The 19913-nt window shown below is 50.1% G+C and carries 18 protein-coding genes; 13 read left to right on the top strand and 5 right to left on the bottom strand.

Going from position 1 to position 19913, the window contains the following annotated elements; translation table 11 throughout:
* Window positions 1–379 precede the first annotated feature (379 nt).
* From LQ229_RS00855 to LQ229_RS00830, 6 genes are all read left to right on the top strand, one after another.
* Entirely contained in the window at window positions 380–1216 is an 837-nt protein-coding gene (locus tag LQ229_RS00855; protein WP_230190709.1) for an AraC family transcriptional regulator, read from the top strand.
* A gap of 172 nt (window positions 1217–1388) precedes the next feature.
* The gene (locus LQ229_RS00850; RefSeq protein ID WP_230190708.1) at window positions 1389–2750 is read left to right on the top strand and encodes a sugar ABC transporter substrate-binding protein; all 1362 of its coding nucleotides are present in this window, start codon (window positions 1389–1391) and stop codon (window positions 2748–2750) included.
* An 89-nt stretch (window positions 2751–2839) separates the two neighbouring features.
* The gene (locus LQ229_RS00845; protein WP_230190707.1) at window positions 2840–3706 is read left to right on the top strand and encodes a sugar ABC transporter permease; all 867 of its coding nucleotides are present in this window, start codon (window positions 2840–2842) and stop codon (window positions 3704–3706) included.
* A gap of 14 nt (window positions 3707–3720) precedes the next feature.
* A complete protein-coding gene (locus LQ229_RS00840; protein ID WP_230190706.1) occupies window positions 3721–4590 on the top strand; it encodes a carbohydrate ABC transporter permease in 870 nt (289 codons plus the stop codon).
* 10 nt (window positions 4591–4600) lie between these two features.
* The gene (locus tag LQ229_RS00835) at window positions 4601–5557 is read left to right on the top strand and encodes a glycoside hydrolase family 43 protein (RefSeq protein ID WP_230190705.1); all 957 of its coding nucleotides are present in this window, start codon (window positions 4601–4603) and stop codon (window positions 5555–5557) included.
* On the top strand, window positions 5551–5826 hold the full coding sequence (locus LQ229_RS00830; protein WP_356709281.1) for an AbfB domain-containing protein: 276 nt from the start codon (window positions 5551–5553) through the stop codon (window positions 5824–5826). Before LQ229_RS00835 ends, LQ229_RS00830 begins: the two co-directional genes overlap by 7 nt.
* A 108-nt stretch (window positions 5827–5934) precedes the next feature.
* Here LQ229_RS00830 and LQ229_RS00825 read toward each other — a convergent pair whose 3' ends face one another.
* The gene (locus LQ229_RS00825) at window positions 5935–6438 is read right to left on the bottom strand and encodes a hypothetical protein (protein ID WP_230190704.1); all 504 of its coding nucleotides are present in this window, start codon (window positions 6436–6438) and stop codon (window positions 5935–5937) included.
* Window positions 6435–7640, bottom strand: coding sequence for an NAD(P)/FAD-dependent oxidoreductase (locus tag LQ229_RS00820; RefSeq protein ID WP_216537361.1), 1206 nt, complete (start codon window positions 7638–7640; stop codon window positions 6435–6437). The genes LQ229_RS00825 and LQ229_RS00820 overlap by 4 nt, the downstream gene beginning before the upstream one ends.
* 143 nt (window positions 7641–7783) lie before the next feature.
* Between LQ229_RS00820 and LQ229_RS00815 the strand changes: the two genes are divergently transcribed.
* From LQ229_RS00815 to LQ229_RS00805, 3 genes are all read left to right on the top strand, one after another.
* Window positions 7784–8395 (top strand): PadR family transcriptional regulator, encoded by a 612-nt coding sequence (locus tag LQ229_RS00815; RefSeq protein WP_230190703.1) that lies wholly within the window; start codon window positions 7784–7786, stop codon window positions 8393–8395.
* A gap of 648 nt (window positions 8396–9043) precedes the next feature.
* Window positions 9044–9514 carry a hypothetical protein gene (locus tag LQ229_RS00810; RefSeq protein ID WP_230190702.1) on the top strand — a complete coding sequence of 157 codons (471 nt, stop codon included), beginning with the start codon at window positions 9044–9046 and terminating at the stop codon, window positions 9512–9514.
* Window positions 9515–9572: 58 nt separating this feature from the next.
* Window positions 9573–12656 carry an ATP-binding protein gene (locus tag LQ229_RS00805; protein WP_230190701.1) on the top strand — a complete coding sequence of 1028 codons (3084 nt, stop codon included), beginning with the start codon at window positions 9573–9575 and terminating at the stop codon, window positions 12654–12656.
* Between the two features lie 346 nt (window positions 12657–13002).
* Here LQ229_RS00805 and LQ229_RS00800 read toward each other — a convergent pair whose 3' ends face one another.
* Window positions 13003–13668: a transcriptional regulator gene (locus tag LQ229_RS00800; protein WP_216537365.1), complete on the bottom strand. Its 666-nt coding sequence runs from the start codon at window positions 13666–13668 to the stop codon at window positions 13003–13005.
* A gap of 849 nt (window positions 13669–14517) precedes the next feature.
* Between LQ229_RS00800 and LQ229_RS00795 the strand changes: the two genes are divergently transcribed.
* From LQ229_RS00795 to LQ229_RS00780, 4 genes are all read left to right on the top strand, one after another.
* The gene (locus tag LQ229_RS00795; protein WP_230190700.1) at window positions 14518–15738 is read left to right on the top strand and encodes a helix-turn-helix domain-containing protein; all 1221 of its coding nucleotides are present in this window, start codon (window positions 14518–14520) and stop codon (window positions 15736–15738) included.
* A 48-nt stretch (window positions 15739–15786) separates the two neighbouring features.
* Entirely contained in the window at window positions 15787–16824 is a 1038-nt protein-coding gene (locus LQ229_RS00790) for an ABC transporter substrate-binding protein (RefSeq protein ID WP_216539377.1), read from the top strand.
* A 123-nt stretch (window positions 16825–16947) separates the two neighbouring features.
* Complete coding sequence (locus LQ229_RS00785) at window positions 16948–17736, top strand: alpha/beta hydrolase-fold protein (protein ID WP_230190802.1); 789 nt, start codon at window positions 16948–16950, stop codon at window positions 17734–17736.
* 260 nt (window positions 17737–17996) lie between these two features.
* On the top strand, window positions 17997–18413 hold the full coding sequence (locus LQ229_RS00780) for a CAP domain-containing protein (RefSeq protein WP_356709134.1): 417 nt from the start codon (window positions 17997–17999) through the stop codon (window positions 18411–18413).
* A gap of 133 nt (window positions 18414–18546) precedes the next feature.
* On the opposite strand, the gene LQ229_RS00775 is transcribed toward LQ229_RS00780, so the two are convergent.
* On the bottom strand, window positions 18547–19131 hold the full coding sequence (locus LQ229_RS00775; RefSeq protein ID WP_230190698.1) for a uracil-DNA glycosylase: 585 nt from the start codon (window positions 19129–19131) through the stop codon (window positions 18547–18549).
* Window positions 19128–19913 (bottom strand): DUF72 domain-containing protein, encoded by a 786-nt coding sequence (locus LQ229_RS00770; RefSeq protein WP_230190697.1) that lies wholly within the window; start codon window positions 19911–19913, stop codon window positions 19128–19130. The genes LQ229_RS00775 and LQ229_RS00770 overlap by 4 nt, the downstream gene beginning before the upstream one ends.

The following is a 19913-nucleotide window of genomic DNA, read 5'->3' as shown; positions in this document are numbered from 1 at the left end:
CTTACAAGTAAATCAAATACGGTCCTGCCTGAAAGTGGGGGGTTAGGGCCATGAATCTCACCACAACGGGGGAGCGCTGCATTGGCAGTGTAGATCTTTTCCCCAAATTTCCTGTTTGGTTGGTGTCTGACCGACATCGTCTCTTCTTTGGGAGGATGTGCTTACGCCCGTCGTTTCCTGTGTGATTTCCTTAACGGTAATCGTGTTGATCGTTCCGCTCATGGACCCGTTTCATCGATTGTTGAGATGTCTAAACGCAAAATGAAGCAACCGATCCGGCCTTGAATTCGTTCATCGTATACGGTTATTGCATAGGTTGATATTATTACCGCCGTACATGTTAGAATGTAGGTATCTATTAATCTTGGGTGGTGGGACAATGAAAGATAATGAGAAACACTTCGTGATCAGTTTGGAACGATTCAAGCCCCATACTTTTCAGGCGGAGAAAGGCGAAGGCCTCTTTATGTCGCATGCTCATGAATATGATGAGCTGACATTAATATTGGATGGAGAGGGTTACTACAGCACACAGCAGCAAAATATGAAAGTGGCTGCGGGGGACCTCATTATGATTCCCTCCCGCCTTCATCACGGCTTTGTATGTACGGAACCTTGGCAAGGCGTCTCCGTTCATTTTTACCACGAACGGCTCCCGGCTTATTGCCAGCACATCTTTCATAGTCTCGAGCAGAACCCTCAGCGTATTCGCAGAGCTCATCTTGAAGAAGAAGATTTGCGATGGGCCGAGATCAGCTTCTACCAGTTGGAGAAAGAATGGAAGTCGGCCCAAAACAATATAGACGCTATGAACTTAATGCGAATTGCTCTGGAAACGACTCTGCTATTGTTTCAGCGGAATCGAATCATGCAGCCTGCTGCTCGGAATGTGTCAGACCAAGCGATTGTCGAAGAAGTGTTGAAGGAAATTCATGCAGGTTACTACACGCAGATGACGGTTAGCGAACTTGCAGCAAAACATTTTATTTCCGAGAGTAATTTGCGCAAAAAGTTTTCGGATTTGACCGGCGTTTCCCCCAAGCAGTACATCATCAATCTTCGTCTGCAAGAAGCGCAACGGCTGCTGCAGCAAACGAACAAACCTGTCGATTCGATCTCGACCGAGGTGGGGTTTACTTCTTCCAGCCGCTTTTACGATTTTTTCCTCAAATCTTTCGGTATGACGCCGCTCGAGTGGCGCAAGCAAAATCAATAAACAAAAACGCAAGCGAATTTTCCTCCCTGGGGATTTTTTTCGTCCGTCGAAAACGATTCAGAATCGTTTTTTTTTTGTGGTTTAAATGAAGCGTTTTCACAATTGTTCGCGCAGCAGGACTCCATGATAATAAAACTAAGCAAGGCAGAATATAACAAAGGGGCTAATAAAGATGAATCTACGAAAAAGCAAATTATTCAGCGGTTTGTTAGTGACTGTTAGCTTGGTGCTGCTAATGGGGCTTTTGGCAGCGTGCGGCGGCAATAACAACAAGAACGAACAAGAGCCGGCTGCGGCCGGATCCGGGAACAACGAACAGTCGAATGAACGCGTCACAATTCAATTTGCGGGATGGGGAGATCCATCCGAAAAAGAAGTTTTCACGAAGTTGATAGAAGCGTTTCAAAGCAAGAACCCTCACATTAAAGTAGATTATTTGCATATTCCGTCAGGAGATTACGTGGGCAAAATGAACACGATTCTTGCCGGGGGCAACGCTCCCGATGTGTTCTATGTCCCGGACGGCGACTTCGGCAGATGGGTCAGCCAGGGTCTGCTGCTTCCTATTGACGAATACGTGAAGAACAGCAACATCGATCTCGACGATATGTGGGAATCGGGCCTGGCCCGCTACCGCTACGACGGAGCATCCAACGGCCAAGGGAATCTGTACGGGCTTCCGAAGGACATCGGACCTACTGTACTTTACTATAACAAGGATCTGTTCGCCAAAATGAGCGTTCCTTTCCCGGATGCGGACTCGCCGATGGGGATGGAAAAGTTGCTCGAAACAGCCAAAAAGCTGACGGTCGTAGAGAACGGCAAAACCGTCCAATACGGCATGGGTCCAATCTGGTGGGAGGGCTTTGCGTACGGGAACGGAGGCAAGTTCCTGAGTGACGATAAGCGCGAGTTTATCGGCAACAGCCGGGAAACGATCGACGCTCTGCAATTCGCGGCGGATCTCACGAACGTACACGGCGTCGTTCCAAGCTCGGCTGCTCTGAAGGACTTGAATGACGGTGAAATGTTCAAGACGGGCAAGCTGGCCATGATGATCACCGGCCGCTGGATGGTACCGGAATTCCGCAAGCTCAGCTTTGATTGGGATGTGGCTCCGTTGCCGACCAAGGAATGGGGCGGAACCAGCGGATCCGTGGGACTGTCCATATATAGCAAGTCCAAAAATGTGGAAGCGGCATACAAGCTGGTCGAATATTTGGGAGGACCGGAAGGCCAGAAGGAACAATCGCTCATGGGCTTCTCGATCCCAAGCTTCATGTCGATGGCGAATACGGACGTATTCCTGCAGCCTGGCCAGAAGCCGGAGCATGCGGAAGTATTCATCAAGGCGGCCGAAGTCCAGGTTGCGGGTCCATGGACGAATCTGCCTAACGCCAAATGGTACGACATGCTTGCACAAGGGCTTGCTCCAATGTGGGAAGGCAAAAAAACGGCAGATCAGCTGTTGAACGACTTGAAGCCGAAAATCGATGCGGCAATTAAGGAAGGTAATCCCGCTTTGTTTAAATAAGCCGCAAGGAGAGCTGCAAAGAGACGAACTTTGAACGAAGGATAACGCCAATGTGCGTTTTCCTTCGCCGTATGCATTGGAGGATGAACATGAAACGCAGGGAATCCCTTTGGGCTTATCTGTTTATCTCCGCTCCGATCCTGGGATTTATGCTGTTTGCCTTTATCCCGCTCAGTTTTTCCGTTTATGTTAGCTTCACCGATTATAGCGGCTACCAGGATCCCGTTTTTAGCGGAGCAGACAACTATGTCAATTTGGTGAATGACGATCTTTTTTGGAAAACGTTGTTTAATACGTTCTATTCCGCGCTGAGCATTCCGATTGGGATGGCGATCGCCTTGGGAACAGCGATCGCGCTGAATCAGAAGATTGGCGGGATCAACTTTTTCCGGGCTGTATTCTTTCTCCCGACGATTAGCTCGGTTATCGCGCTCACATTGCTGTGGAAATGGATATTTAATGATACTTACGGTCTGCTCAACAACTTGCTCGAGCGGATCGGTATCGATGGCCCCGCTTGGCTGAGCAGCGAAACATGGGCCATGCCGGCCATGATTATTCAAGGGGCATGGGCAGGACTCGGCCTCAATATCGTACTGTATCTGGCGGCGCTTCAAGGCGTGCCTAAGAGCTTCTATGAGGCGTCGGAGATCGACGGCGCGAGCCGTTGGCAGCAGTTCCGGCACATCACCGTACCGTGTATTTCACCGACTACGCTTTATATTCTCATCACCGCCATCATCGCCGCGCTGCAAGATTATCCGAGATTCCAGATTATGACAGAGGGCGGTCCGAACTATTCTACGACAACGATTGTTTATTATCTATTCCAGAATGCCTTCCGTTACATGAACATGGGATATGCGTCGTCGATGGCCTGGATTGTCGGCTTAATCATTCTGGTCATAACGCTGCTGAATTTCTATTTGTCCCGGCGATGGGTGCACTACGATTAAGGGAGGGAAAACGCATGGCGAATAACTTGAATTCCGGCGGCACATGGCAACGGAAGAGGATGGGCGAACAATTCCGCAAAACGTTTGCGTATTTATTCCTCTCTGCCGGTGCGCTGGTAATGGCTGTACCCTTCCTGTGGATGCTGTCCACTTCGCTGAAGCAGCAAGGATTGGAATTTGAAATGCCCCCCAAATGGATACCGGAGAACTTCGTTTGGGAGAACTATCGATTTGTTCTGTTTGAATCCGATATTTTGCAAGGCTTTATGAATACGATACTGATTATTTCGCTGCCGTGCTTGGTCGGCCTGTTCACAAGCGCGCTGGCGGCGAGCGCTTTTGCGCGGCTGCAATTCCCCGGCAGGAACGTTCTGTTCATCATGCTGCTGGCGACGATGATGATTCCGGGCGTGGTCACGATGATTCCATCGTTCATCTTGTTCAAGAGCATCGGATGGGTGGACAGCTGGCTCCCGTTAATCGTTCCGGGCATGTTCGGCGCAGCCGCCGCGGTATTTCTGCTGAGGCAGTTTTTTATGACCATCCCCAAGGAACTGGAGGATGCCGCCAAGATCGATGGATTAGGCCCGTTTTTGATCTTTGTCCGGATTCTATTGCCGTTATCCAAGCCGGTTCTGATCACACAAGGACTTCTGAACTTCCTGGCGGGTTATAACGATTACCTCGGGCCGCTTATTTATATTAACTCTCCCGAGAAGTACACGCTGCAGCTCGTTCTCGCATCTTTTCAAGGATTTTATAGCTCGCAATGGACCTATATTATGGCTGGATCCACGCTTGCATTGATTCCGAGTTTATTGTTGTTTATCTTTGCGCAGAAATATTTTGTCGAAGGCATTGCCTTGACTGGAATGAAGGGATAGGGGAGAAAAAATGACACAATACGCAACGTTTCGCAATCCGATCGTGGAGAAAGCGGCCGATCCATGGGTCATGAGGCATTCCGACGGCTATTATTACTTTATGTCCACGCAGTCCGGAACTTTGGAATTGACGCAATCCTCGAGTTTAACGGGGCTTGCCGGGGGCCGTACGAAAACGGTCTGGACGCCGCCGCCGGGCGGCAGATACAGCCATAATCTGTGGGCCCCGGAAATACATCGGCTGGGCGGCAAATGGTATATCTACTATACGGCCAACGACGGCGGCGGCGACGAGTCCCGGCGCATCTGCGTGCTGGAGAACGGAGCGGCTAACCCGCTCGAAGGCGTATGGGAGTGGAAGGGGGCGCTTTCGACGCCCGTTCCCGGGCTGGACGGCACTGTGCTGGAATGGGGAGGCCGGCTGTATTTTCTATACGCGGGATATGGACATTTCCCGGATTACGGCTCGGCGATCTACATCATGCGCATGGCGAATCCGTGGACGCTGGAGGGGGATCATGTCCTGCTGACGGCTCCGACGCTGGCATGGGAGAAGCAAGGCGGCATGGCGATTAACGAGGGGCCGGTCATACTGCACCGCAACGGTTTCATCTTCCTTGTCTATTCGGCAAGCACGACGTGGTCAGAGGACTATGCTCTCGGTATGTTGACTATGAAGGAGACGGACGATCCAATGAATCCGTCCTCCTGGACGAAATCGCCGAATCCCGTATTCCGCAAAAGCGTAGAGAACGGCGTATACGCGACGGGACATAACAGCTTCACGCAGTCTCCGGACGGAAGCGAGGATTGGATTGTCTTTCACGCGCTGCCCGCGCCGGGAGCGGAGACGAGTTTAAGATCCACGCGTATTCAGAAATTCACTTGGAAACCTGACGGAACGCCGGATTTCGGCATCCCTCTGGGCGATTCGCAGGACATACCGGTACCCTCGGGGGAATTCTAGGCGGCAAATCGATCGAATCCTCCGCCATGCCGGGTTATTTTCTCCGTCACCGGAACGGAGAAGTTTGGCTGGACGCAAATGACAATTCAACGCTTTTCAAGAACGATGCGACTTGGCGCATCCGTAGCGGGTTTGCCAGCCCGTGGGCGGCATCTTTCGAATCCTACAATATCGCCGGCGCTTATTTGAGGCATCGGAGCGGCCTGCTGGAAATCTCTCCGGTGTCCTCATCTCTGGATCAGCAGGATGCTACATTCTACGTGAAATAAAAAACGCGGTAGAAACGGGCCCCGACATTTCTTTACTGTTCTAAAGTAACGCTTAAATCAACAGAAACCCTGCGGCCTTAAAAAAAAAGGGACAGGGTTTCTTGATCGTTATCTGGAAGACAACCTTGTATCTCTTTGGAATCCTGGCTGGATCAGAGCGAGTAAAAGCAATATATTAATGCCGATTTCACCGATCGTTCTTAACCAACTAAGCATAGTCCATAATTCGGCCCTGGCTGCAAGTTCGGGAGAAAACGGCCCCTCGGCGGGCGTATTCTGGAAAAACGTAATCTCGGGGGCAAAATACGCAAACGTAACGATCCGTATAATCGCATACAACCCCAATACAACCAATAGATAGGTTCTACGCTTTTTCGCTTTCCAATTCATGATCAATGCAATGATAACGAATATGTTTGCAGCGATGTGAAAAGGAATCCAAAAGTTTATCAGCGCGAGGCCATCCGGCGGTTGGATCAATGCAAAGGATTCGGGCGGCGATGCGCTCCATACGGGAGCAACGATCATTTCCTCGTATAAGCCTCCCCCGTTCACTACCCCAAACAACAAGACCGTAATAAACAACGTTAAAAAAGCAAACTTCTCTCTCATACCGTAATCTTATCCTCCCAGTTCGTTTTATAATCGTACATCCATCCGAGCGAGTCCTTGTTGGCCTGTTTCAGAAACATCGGCAGCATCAAATCGCGGAAAAATACCTGCACCGGATTGGTCGCATGCTTGCGTTGGCCGATGGACCGCGAATACTGCACAATCCGTTCTACCCTGTCGCGGCGCAATTGTTGGAACATGGAAAATGCCTGTTCCAGGTTCGGCAGGTCCCGTATGCACTTCACCAGCACCATGGCATCCTCAAGCGCTAAGGAAGCGCCTTGACCGGCGTTGGGCGATGTCGCATGTACGGCGTCTCCGACCAAAACAACCGATTTGCGATACCATTCGGCTACCGGCGGCATATCGTAGATCGGGAACACGCCGATCTCCCCTTGCGTCGATCGCACGATTTGCGGAATCGGATCGAGATCGTTCGCATACAAACCGTTTATCGTTTTTCGCCATTCTTCTTGCGGAATGCTTTGTAATTCCCGGCGGGTCGGCTGCCCGTTATAATCCATGTTGCCGTACCAGTATACTTCGCCCGACGGTTTGACCATGTACCCGAAGAAGGCGCGTTTGCCGAATACCAGCTTTTGAATTCCTCGTTCATAAGGCACCTTGCTGCGATTCACAAAACCGCCGAAACTGATTAATCCCGTGTAGGATGGGACAGGCGAATTCGGCAGGGCAATTTTCCGTGTACGGGAATGAATGCCGTCGCAGCCGATGAGTATGTTCCCGGATGCATAGGACCCGTCTTCGAAGGAAACCTCTACACGATTGGGCTCGTTTGTCTCGATGCTTCTTAGTTTCTTGCCGAACTCGATCGGTATCCCTTGACGCAGCGCTTCTTCGCGCAACACTTTGTGGATAAACCCCCTTTTAATCGTGTAACCTTGCGGTTCTCCCGTCGATTGGCCAACCGTGCCGAGCATCTTGCCTTTCCCGCTGACCATCTTCATCGTTTGCATCACAATGCCTTCCTGGCGAATCGGTTCGTCAATGCCCAACTCGTCCATAACACGCAACCCGTTGCGTGCCAGGTTGAGAAACAATCCGGCATAATCGTCGTTTGTTTTCTCCGCTTCGTAAATGACGGAATCGATTCCTATTCTTTTCAGAAACAGGGCCGTAGCCGGACCGGCGATGCCGCAACCGATAATTAATGCTTTATGCTGTTGATTGGAGTTTTCCATTTTCCCTCATCCTCATTTCAATTTGTTTTATTAGTTTAAATAAACTATAACATTTAGACTACAATAAGTAAACTAATTATTTTCAAAATATTTAAAATGGTCTATAATAATAATGAATCGAATCAGAAAGGGGGCGAAGTGGCTTGCCTAAACCGAAACGAAGCAATCTGCTGGCACTGGCTATCTTGTCTCTGCTGCACGAACGACCCATGCATCCTTATGAAATTGGGGTTACGATGCGGCAACGCGGGCTTTCCGACAGCATCAAATTGAACACGGGCTCGCTTTACGCAGTCATTGAGGGTTTATTGAAAAACAACCTGATTAAATCGGTTGGAACGGAAAAGGAGGGAAGGCATCCCGAACGGACGATTTATGGACCTACGGAGGAAGGAAGAGCCGAGTTTTTCGATTGGCTTCGATCATTGTTGCGTTTGCCTGCGAAAGAATATCCGCAATTTGCGGCAGGACTTTCTTTTTTGGCTCATTTGACGCCAGGGGAAGTATTGGACCTTTTGGCGGAAAGAGCCGAAGCGCTCGTCAAACAAATAGAGGAAACCCGTTCTTCGATGGAGGCGACTCGATCCATGGGAATCGATCGGCTGTTCGTCATCGAACAGGAATACTCGCTCGCTTTGCTTGAAGCCGAACGAAACTGGATTCATAAATTGATCAAAGATATTGAAAATGGGTCCATAACCGAGAAAAAAGATGGGAAATTGAACTGGGCGCTCTCTTTTGACTTTCAAGGTTAACTCCGGTTTTTTTGCGACATAAGTTATGGAGCGGTCATTTGGACAAGGGTAGGGGAGCGCATCGGTGGCAGTGTAAAGGTTAGGGGTTCGACCCCTTGTTTCTTGTATGAAAAATCGAACAATAGGTTCATACAAACGGTTGAAATAGAGCGATTGTACGAAAAATCGTACACAATCCCGTATATGCGATCATGTGGCTTCAATTTTATATGAAAAATCGCACAATCATCGGATTCGATGATGCAAAAGAGCTCAGTTAATATGAAAAATCATACAAGTCTATGCTTCACCCAAGGGTTCATTAATTTTAAGCTTGAAAATATTGGGGATTCATGATATAAACTTGACATAATGCAAGTGGCGAAGCACGCCCCGGTATTCCTTCCCGTATGGAGAGGAGTCCGGGGTTTTTATTTTGGGAAAGGAGTGGCTTGTTATGAGTTTTGATGTTGAGCATGAAAAGTGGATCCGGACACATTTGGCTAAACGGCAAGGGGAACGCAAGGATGCGCTGCGAAGGGGACATGGATATGGAAATCGCCTGTTTGCAGAGAAGATATGGTGGCCCCTCATAGGACACTTTATTGGGCTGCATCCGGAGTATGAAGTGAGGGAGTCGCGAGGACGGTCTTACTTTGTAGATTTTATGTGGATTTTGGGTGGACATTTTTTTGCATTCGAGATTATGGATTATGGTTCGCACGCTATGGATCGAACGAAATACCGCATGGATCTGAATCGGGGACTCTTCCTGCAATCGCAAGGATATTGCTTTATCGCGATTTCATTGGACGAACTGAAGGAAAATCCTTCGTTATCGTGGCTATGCTGCGCAGTATTTTGGCCCCTTATTTAGCTGTAACCATAGAGCAGAATGGAAATATCCCGCACAAATTTGCAAAAATTGAACGTGAATTGATGCGCTTGGCTATTCGGCGTCATCGTGTTATTCGCCCTTCGCAAGCTGCAAGAGAACTTGAGCTGCATAAGCAAACTGTCATCAAATATTGCCGCCTACTTGTAGAGAAAGGGAAATTTCGGGCAGTGCCATCAGGAGGCTCAGGCAGAATCCGCCAATATGAGTATCTGGGTTCAACATTGAGTTCAGATTTGATTTGATTCAGCTTCGCCGGGCGGTGGAGGAATATGGAGAAAGTTGTCGAATCTTTACAAGGTTATGAAAAAATATCGCGTTATTCTAACCATTTTATTATTTATTGCGGTGATGAACGGCGGCCGCCTCTTATGGCTGGAGTTATTCAAGCCGTCCGGGCAACCTTTCGCTGCGGGCGGGCTGCTGGATTTGCGGAACTGGGATTCGGGATCCGGCCAAACGATTACGCTTGATGGAGAGTGGGAATTCTACCCGGGTATTTTGCCGATGTCCGAAGGACATGACCAAGATTTTGCAAAATACCGCGCGCAGCGACTCGACGTCCCCTCGAAATGGAATGCGCACTTGCGGACGGATACACCGACCCCTTACGGATTCGGTACATACAGGCTGAGAATTGCGGTCGATTCCGCGGATGAAGTGTACAGCATCTATGTTCCCAGTATCCGCAGTTCGTCGCAATTGTACGTCAACGGCAAATTGATCGCTTCTTCCGGCCATCCCGCGTCGAGTGCCGAGGAGTATGAAGCGAGAAATGTTCCTTACATAGCGACATTCATGGCGGATAAGGAACGGACGATCGAGCTGGTGATTCAGGCAGCCAACTTTGCCGATCCTCGAAGCGGGGGACTGGTCCGTTCGCTCAAGTTCGGAACGGATGAGGCTATTTTCCGCGAAAAGCAGCTTTCCATGGCAACGCAGCAGCTTATCGCAGCCGCATTGATGATGCAGGCGGTCTACTTGCTGCTCTTCTTTGCCATTGAGCGAAACAAGCATTGGTTTTACTTTGCCGTGTCCATCATGAGCTTCACGCTCATCACCTTGAATAGCAGCGAAGACAAATTGTTGCTGCATTGGTTTCCAATTTCGTATGCATGGAGCTACAAGCTTTTGTGTCTATCGCTTACGGTTCTTGCCTATGCCATTTTGCAAATGGTGAGCGTACAGCTTCCCGAAGCATGGCGGGCGAAATGGCTGCGGGTATACGGCGTTGCGGCAATCGTCGGGGTTGTGATGAGCATATGGCTTCCGCCTCAAGGCAGTGAAATGATGCAATATGCGATCTTCCTGACCGCTTCACCCATTTTCGTATTGCTCATCGTTTCCGTGCTTCGTATGGCGGTGAAGGGGATTCGAAGCAGTCTGATGCAGTTTTTGGCATTTCTGGCGTTTTCGAATCACATGATTTGGTGGATGATTTATATGTTCATGGGAATCAAGGTCATCTTTTATCCGTTTGACCTTATTCTGGGCATGATTTTGTTTTCTTCCATCTGGATCAAGCGCTATTTCGAGTTGTACACCGAGCAGAAACTGCTAACCGAGAAGCTGGAAGAAGTCGACAGGAAAAAAGATATGTTCCTGGCAAACACGTCTCATGAGTTGCGCAATCCGTTGCACGGTATGATTAATATTTCCCAGTCGGTGCTTGAGCGGGAAAGAGATGCCATAAGCGGAACGAGCATTCGCGAATTGGAGACGGTGCTGAAAGTAGGCAGGAGAATGTCGCTTATGCTCGATGACCTGCTTGACGTCGCGCGACTGAAGGATAGCAGCCTGAGGCTGAATATCCAAAGCGTCTCCGTACAGCCGATCGTAAGCGGAGTCATGGACATGATCCGGTTTATGGCCGTCGGAAAGCCAATTGAGCTGACAAATCGGGTTTCGGAACATTTCCCCAAAGTGTTCGCCGACGAGAATCGTTTGATTCAGATTTTGTTCAATCTGTTGCACAATGCAGTGAAGTATACGCATGAAGGCGAGGTGTGCGTAGAGGCGTACACCGAGAAGGGCCGGGCGTTCATCGTCGTTTCGGATACCGGGGTCGGCATGGATGAATCGACCGTGCGCCGGGTGTTCGAACCGTATGAACAAGCACATCCGATGAACGGTTACGAAGGCGGTTTTGGCCTGGGACTTAGCATAAGCAAGCAATTGGTGGAATTGCATGGAGGAACCATCTCGGTCCGGTCTGTTCCCGCCAAAGGTTCGCGGTTTGTCTTTACATTGATACCGGATGACTCCTCTGGGGCGAAGGTTGCGCATGAGAAGGGGACCGACGGTTCCCTCGGTTTCTTCCAATCTTTGGAGGTTGCCGCGGCACAGCCCGTGCCGGATGATCGGAAAGAGGAGAAGCAGGATCCGCTGCAACGGTACGTAGGGGATAAGCCGCGTATACTGGTTGTCGACGATGATGCGCTGAACTTAAGCATTATGGTGTCCATTCTTTCCCGCGATGACTATAAGGCGGAAACGGTGATGAACGGTGCCGAAGCTTTGGCATTGCTTGACGGCCAAGAGTGGGATCTGGTCATAACCGACATCATGATGCCGGGTATGTCGGGTTACGAACTTACGCAAAAAATACGGGAGCGATACGCGGTGTCCGAGTTGCCCGTCTTGCTGCTCACCGCCCGCAATCGCGCGCAAGATATTGAGAATGGTTTTTTGGCCGGCGCGAACGATTACGTGACAAAGCCAGTGGAAGCCAGGGAGCTTCGGGCCCGGGTTCAGGCGTTGACTCATCTGAGAAGATCGGCCCGCCAACGCATACGAATGGAAGCGGCTTGGCTGCAAGCGCAGATCGAACCGCATTTCTTCTTGAACACGCTCAATTCGATTGTCGCATTGCATGCTGACAATCCGGAACAGATGATCGAACTGATTGATCATTTTGGGGATTTTTTGCGCGAAAAGTTTAAGTTCCAAAATATCGGCGAACGGGTTCCTCTGAACGACGAACTGAAACTTGTGCGGTCCTACTTGTTTATCGAGCAGGCGAGATATGAGGACAGGCTGCAAGTGGAGTGGGAGGTAGACGGAAACACGGAGTATTGGCACATACCGCCGTATTCGATACAGCCTCTTGTGGAGAACGCAATCAGACATGGCCTGATGAAGCGGGCGGAAGGCGGCATCGTGCGGATCCGGGTGAGAACACTTGACGGCGGCGCGGAAATTTCCGTCATCGATAACGGCGTAGGGATGAGCGAAGAGGTTGCGTCCGGGCTTCTGGAGCCGGATGCGGATCGTAAAGGGATCGCGCTGCGCAATGTCGATTTTCGCTTGAAACGGTTGTATGGCCGCGGCCTGAACATTGCAAGCACTCCGGGAGCGGGTACGTCGGTTTCATTTGTGATAAGTTAGATTGCAAGCGACCGGGCGGAAGTACAATGTTGTACTTGACCCACCAAAACGAAAATCAAAACCACTTCGACAAGAAGTGGTTTTTGTTGACTGCTGAGGGGGCGAAACCGGGTTCAGTCCGCGCGCAGGGAGCGTTGGGAAAGCTTCTTGATTCGGCTTCAGCGTAACGGGCCGGGCACGGTGTCTGAAGCGCTAGCGAACCTGAGGAACGCTAAAGCCGTAATAACGAGGCGATTTCAAATTTAACGAAACTCCAAGCCGTTATTAGGGCGAAAAACCGCTGCATGACCTTCTATTATGAGGAATAGCGATTCCCAGTTTCGTTAGCAAATGGAGAAGCGCCATTTTACCCGAATAACGATGCTAGGTTTCGTAAGCAATATTTGCGGCATCGCTTGTTCCCGCTCGCCACCTCTAAATGCTCCAGTTCCACCAACTTATGCAGAACTCGACGGGCATATTGATCCGATATTCGCAGGTGAGCTGCCAATTCCATAGGGGTAAACGGTCGTAGCTCCCGCCGGGCAAAGCGAACGGCTTCCGCCTCAAGACAAGTCAACTCGGTCGGCACATCCGTTGCCATGAATCTGCCAATGAAGGAAAGAACAAGCTGTTGGCAGCGGCGAGGCTCGTCCTTAATAGAAAGATAAGCGATCGGCAAAAAGATCCAATTGTCGAGCGCCAACAAGCAATGCCGCCAGCAAAGGTCCTTAAACCGCTTGACATCAATATCCCTGGCGTGAGGACCGTACCCTTGAATTTCAATCCCGCCTTTCATACCTCCGGGCATATAAGCAAGATCCACGTAGCGGTATCCGTTATGAAAATCAAGCACCTCCCATTCAGGATGCAAATGATCGAAATGTTGAACTGCCGGAAACCAAACGGTGCGTAGAAACTCCGTAGTTCCGTGCCCTAGCCCCTTCTCAAGCAATTCACGCCTTCTGTGATTTTTCTCTTGCATAATGTTCGATTCCAGCCACTCCCCATACTTTTGCTCGAATGTCGACAACACGTCCACCACCTTTATTTCGATTGTAACAACAAAAAAACGCTCCGATACAAAAGTATCGAAGCGGCGTGTGCTTCACGTCCGAGTTAATCCAATTGTAACTCGCGAGCAAAATTTTGGCAACCCGTACACACAAGTCGTTCACTTCGATCGATAGCGAGTTGGAAACAAAAGTATGCCGAATTTCGGGGAATGGAGCGTTCCATTTGGGATAAACTCATGCCCCGCAGGGGTTAGCCGATCCTGCCTCTTGTTGCGTTCTAACAGCTTGACTCCAAGTTGAGGAGAATGAGGTAATGGCAGGTTTACGAGGCAAATCGCATATGGCGCATGGATATATCGAAACTTTAAGGAAAAGTTGTGTTGAGTAACTGCTCCGGAGTTATCGGCTGTGAAAACAGCTTCTTCGATCCGGCTTAGCGCGAGCATGGCGTCGGATTGGGGCTAGCGAACCTGAGGAACGTTATGGCCGTAATAACGAGGCGATTACAAATTTTAGCGAAACTCCAAGTCGTTATTTGGGTGAAAAACCGCTGTATGACCTTCTATTATGATGTATAGCGATTCCCAGTTTCGTTAGCAAATGGAGAAGCTCCATTTTGCCCAAATAACGATGCTCGGTTTCGTAAGAAATAGTTGCGGTATCGCTTGCTCCCCGCTCGCCACTTTCAAGAAGTGGCTTCTTATGAACAGTTGTCGCGCTTGACTGGAATACGGCCATATGTTAGTTTTGTTAATGATAATGATTATCAATATCAACTTCAAAGCCAACACCAACCGCAACACCAATATGTTCATTTACATCCAAAATAAACTTCTTATCGCTCGAGAATCGAAAGGAGGTTTCCCGTGTTCACGGAAGAAGAGACGCTGACGGACAATAACTTATATGCGCCGGACCGGAATAGAAAGACGAACCTGAATGACGTCAAGGAATTTATGGACAAACATTATAACGAACCGCTTTCCATCGGATCACTGGCGCAGATGGCGAATATCAGCCCCAAATATTTTGTCGACCTTTTTAAGGAAACATATGGACAAAGCGCCATGGAGTACCTGACGGATCTACGGATGAATCGCGCCAAGCGTTATTTGGCGGAAACCGACGAGCGATTGCGGGAGATCGCTATAAAGGTGGGGTACCGGGACGAATTTTATTTCAGCCGCAAATTCAAGAAGGAAGTCGGCCTGGCTCCGTCCGATTATGCAAAAAATTTCAGACGGCGCATCGCGGCCAACTCCCCTTCAATGATAGGACATTTGCTTGCGCTTCATGTGATTCCGGCGGCCGCGCCGCTTCATCCGAAGTGGACGCCTTATTACTATCATGTTTATCATACCAAAATTAAATCCCATCTGAAGCTTACATTCCCCTATACCGATCGGACATTTGAAGCGAATCTGGATCAACTGTCTCAGGATCGTCCTGACGCCATTATCGGAACCGACGGATTAAGCCCTATGGAGAGGGCCAAATTGGAGGATATTGCCTCTTGCCTCCTTGTACCGACAGATGTCGATTGGCGAGAGCAATTGCGGATGACGGCTCGTTTTTTACATAAAGAAGATCGGGCCGAACAGTGGATTGGGCAATACGACCGGAAGGTTCTTGCGGCGAGAACGCAAATCGGCGAGGCGATGGGCTACGATAACATCCTGCTCTTACGCATCTATCGACAAGACATTCATCTCTATGAGAACCGCGGGTTAGAGGAAGTATTGTATCGAGACTTGAAGCTTAAGCCGGCATGCCGTACGGATGGCGGGCCTTGCAACGCGCCGCTCGCGCCGGAGCGATTGGCGGAGCTTAATCCGGATAGAATCTTGGTCGTCGTGTGTCCCGAGGCATCGTCCCGCAGATTCTGGCTGGCGCTGCAGCATTCCCCCGAATGGCGGCAACTCCAAGCGGTGAATAACGGACATGTCTATCCGATCTCCGCCGATCCGTGGTTCGAGTATTCGGCGACGGCGATTGCGCGAATGTTGGATGAAGCGCTGCTTCTGTTTACCGGAAAATGTCCAAATGCTTTCCCGGAAAATGTCCATGGCAAATCCTGCGACGCATAATTTATACTCAATGCAATTGAGAATTATGATCACAGGAGGAAAGTCGCTATGCTGCAAATGATTCATCCTAAGAAAACATTCCTTAAAATCCGGGTTTCGGCATGGTTATGCTGCTTCATGGCCGGAAGCCTGTTGACGGCCTGCGGTTCGAATGCGCAGAATCACACCGTTTCGCCCGAGCAACCGGTTTCGGTTGCGGCCGTGTCCGATTCTTCGGCAAACACGAAATCCAAGGAGAGCGGCGCGGTACCGTCCGGCGAACGAACGGTGATTGACGAGCTCGGCCATGAAGTGATCGTTCCTGCGGCGCCCAAGAACATTTTCGCCCCCAATATGGAGGATTCTTTGCTCAAGCTGGGCGTCAAACCGGTAGCGCAATGGTCCAACGGCAATCGAGGTCATGAGTATTTGCAAGAGGAATTGAAAGATGTTCCGAAGCTTGACCTCTCGGCCGGACTGCCGTCGCCGGAAGTGTTGATGTCTTACAATCCCGACCTGATCATTCTGCATACGGCGACTTATGATAAAGACGGCGCTTACGAAAACTATTCCAAAATCGCCCCGACTTATGTGTTTAAGAATGCTTCCGGGGATATTGAAAAATCGCTCGTTACCTTGGGGGAACTGCTCGGCAAATCGGCCGAAGCCGAACAAGCGTTGCAAGCCTATCGAGAGAAGGTGAAAGAAGCCAAGGAGAAGCTGGAGCAAGCGGCAGGAGACAAGAAGGTGGCGATTTTTCGCTTTGCCCCGAGAGGCGTAAGCCTGATGGGCGGCAATTATTTATGCGGATATGTTGTTCATAAGGATCTGGGGCTCGGAATTTCAAAATTAGTAGAAAACGAGAACAGTGCCAATGTTTCGCTGGAGATTTTGCCCGAATTGGACGCGGATTATATTTTCATGCTGAATGCTTACGACATGGGGAACGAACGGATGAAAGAGATGACGGAAAGTCCGATCTGGAAGAGCATTCCGGCGGTTAAAAAAGGGCGCGTAGTTGAGGTTGATAATACGTATTGGCTTGGCAGCGGTTTGATTGCGTACGAGAAAATTATCGACGACACAGTCCGTTTTCTGACCCGGTAAGGGTGACTAGCCGGAAGAGGAGTGGGTGAAATGGTTTTTCATAACGACAGGCAGGACGGAACCGCTGCTAATGTGGCAGCGACGGCAAGCGCGGTCAAGGAAACGCAGCGTCTCAAAGTCGAGATGCCGCGGGCGGAACAATGGGTAATGCGTTCGAACGCGGAAAACCGCGCGTACCAAATTAAGGTGGCCCAGCCACCGGGCGATCCTCCGCCCGGAGGTTACCCGGTCGTTTATTTGCTGGATGCGAATTCCGTGTTCGGAACGATGGTGGAGGCGCTCCGCTTGCAAAGCCGTCGGCCGGATAAGACCGGGGTCGTTCCGGCCATTGTTGTCGGAATCGGATATGAGACCGAAGAGCCGTTTGCTCCGGAACGATTCTACGATTTGACGCCGAAGCCGACGACCGAATATCTCCGCAGACCCGACGGAACGGCCTTGCCCGAACAAGGGGGAGCGGGGCATTTCCTGCAATTTATCGAGGAGGAATTGAAACCGCATCTCGAGCGCGAATTCAAGATCGATCGCAAACGGCAAGCGATTTTCGGCCATTCGCTCGGCGGCCTGTTCGTATTGTATGCGTTCTTGACGAAACCGGGCGCGTTTCAATATTACATAGCGGGCAGTCCCTCTATCCATTGGAACAAACAATATCTGTTCGCGGAGGAGCGGGAATTTGCTGCCCGCTTGGCCGAGGATCCGGTCGGCGTTCGTCTGCTGCTCGCATTCGGCGAACTGGAAAAGAGCCATATATCCCGCAATTGCGACAGCGCACAGGAACTGGCGGAACGCTTGTCCGGCCTCTCCGGTCATGGCGTGAAAGCCGAGTTTAAAGTGTTTGAAGACGAGAACCATGTATCGGTCCTGCCCGTCTTGATTAGCCGCGCGTTGCGTTTTGCCCTGAGTCCGTAGCGTGGAGTTTCGGGAAATAGGGAGACGAAAGCAGCGAGGTTCTGAATAAAACGAGAGCATTTTGCAAAACCTTTGTTCGATAACGTAAGACGGATCGAGGAGGTTTTGTTATAAAACACATTATCGTAACAGCTATGCTTCTTGTTGCCGTTACAGGTTGTTCGAGCAATCGGGTTGAAACTCATTCCGGCCATGCCGCACCAACGTCAACCTTAACGCAAACGTCGTCCATCTCCACAGTGGATGCAGGGAAAACGCCGATGACCGCGAAACAAATACCCAACGTCCCTTCGCAACCGGCCGCGAATCCAACCGGATTTGCGCAGCAAGTGTTGGACCTGGTGAATCGGGAAAGAACGAACGCCGGGTTGAAGTCCCTGAGTATGAACGCGAGTCTCTCGGGGGTGGCCATGGCAAAAGCGCAGGATATGTACAACAACAATTATTTCGATCATCAGTCGCCGACTTACGGATCCCCGTTTGATATGATGAAGAAATTCGGGATCTCCTATAACTCCGCAGGAGAAAATATCGCCAAAGGACAGACGAGTCCGACGGAAGTGATGAATCAATGGATGAGCAGCCCCGATCATCGAGCCAACATTTTGAACGGTAATTACACCCAAATTGGAATCGCATACTACAATGGCCAGTGGGTTCAGGAATTTACCGGTTAAAGTCAGAGCAAAAGCCTGCGTCGATACAGCAATTTCCGTTCCCAACCCATCTTTCGCCGGAACGGAAAAAGCCGCATCCTCGCAGGCTTGCAATCAACCGCCGCTCAACATGTCCTGAAGGGTGAAGGCTTCTTTATCCCAACTTGTTCAACATAGTTGCAACAGAGAAGAGATCCTGTTTCAGGAGCTCTCTTTTATTTTCGTCGCGAAATACGGCGGACGGATGATAGGTCGGCATGATACGGATTCCGTCCTTCTCCAGCCACGTTCCGCGAATTTCCGTAATTTTGGATTTCGGATCGACAATCGCATGTACGGCTATACTCCCCAGACAAACGATAATCGCCGGATGAATCAGCTCGATTTGCCGGAGCAGAATCGGCGCCGCTTCTTTCACCTCCGCCATTTTCGGTTTCCGATTGCCGGGCGGCCTTACTTTGATGACGTTCGTCAGATACGCTTCCTCCCTTGCGATATCCGCATTCTCCAAATATTTGTTCAGCAGTCTTCCTGAATTGCCGACAAAAGGCCTTCCCGTTTCGGCTTCTTTTTCCCCTGGGGCCTCGCCGAGCAGGAGCAGACGGGCGTGCTCGGGCCCTTCGCCGAATACAAGCCGCTCTCCCGGTTCCGGCTGAAAGACGCGTTGACTAAAGGCATGCAGGCTTTGCAGATTGCCGATAGACTGCAATTCTTGCGGAGAGATCGTTTCGGCAATCATGTTCCGGCGACCTCCAATTGCAGCATCTCTTTCAGCATCCGTCCGTTGATCACGGCCTGCGCCCGATAATGGTTGTTCATGCTGACGAACGTTTTCTCCGTTTTCTCGGCTAGTTTGCGAATATTCGGGACCCAATCCGTCAGTTCCTTTTCCGTATACAAGTAGTCGTAACGTTCGTGCGTTTCTTTATGATGCCACCATTTCTTGTAATTCCGGCCGTGAAACCGGATATAACCAATCGGGCCGGTCGCTCTGACGATCGGGGGAACAAGCGTTTTAAACTGCGGCTCGTCCACGCAGACATAGCCCAATTGTTCTTCTTCCAGCAGGTCGAAGATACGATCGTCAATCCATTCTTCGTGGCGAAATTCGATAACGACAGGAATGTCGCCCATGAACTCTTTGAATTCCTTCAAATAATCCCGGTTTTCATCCCGATTCCGGAAGCTGGTTGGAAATTGGGCCAGCACGCATCCCAGTTTGTCCGCCTCTATTAACGGTTTCAGCGCTTCTTTAAAATCTTGGAAATGTTGTTCGTTATCTTCCCGTTTATGCGTCATCCCCCGATATGCTTTGATGACGAATTGGAAGTGAGCGGGCGTTTTTTCCCGCATATGGTAAAGCATAAATCGGTTAGGCATCGCGTAAAAAGACGAGTTGACCTCTGTAAACGCGAATTCCTTGGCGTAAAAAGAGAGCATTTCTTTTTTGTCCAGATCTTCCGGGTAATACACCCCGCGCCAATCCTCATAACTGTAACCGGCCGTTCCGATCAGTAGCAT

This window comes from Paenibacillus sp. CECT 9249 (assembly GCF_918697855.1).
In the GTDB taxonomy this organism is placed as follows: Bacteria; Bacillota; Bacilli; order Paenibacillales; family Paenibacillaceae; genus MSJ-34.
The sequence above is the reverse complement of the archived record's forward strand: the minus strand, read 5'-3'. Positions and strand labels throughout refer to the sequence as shown.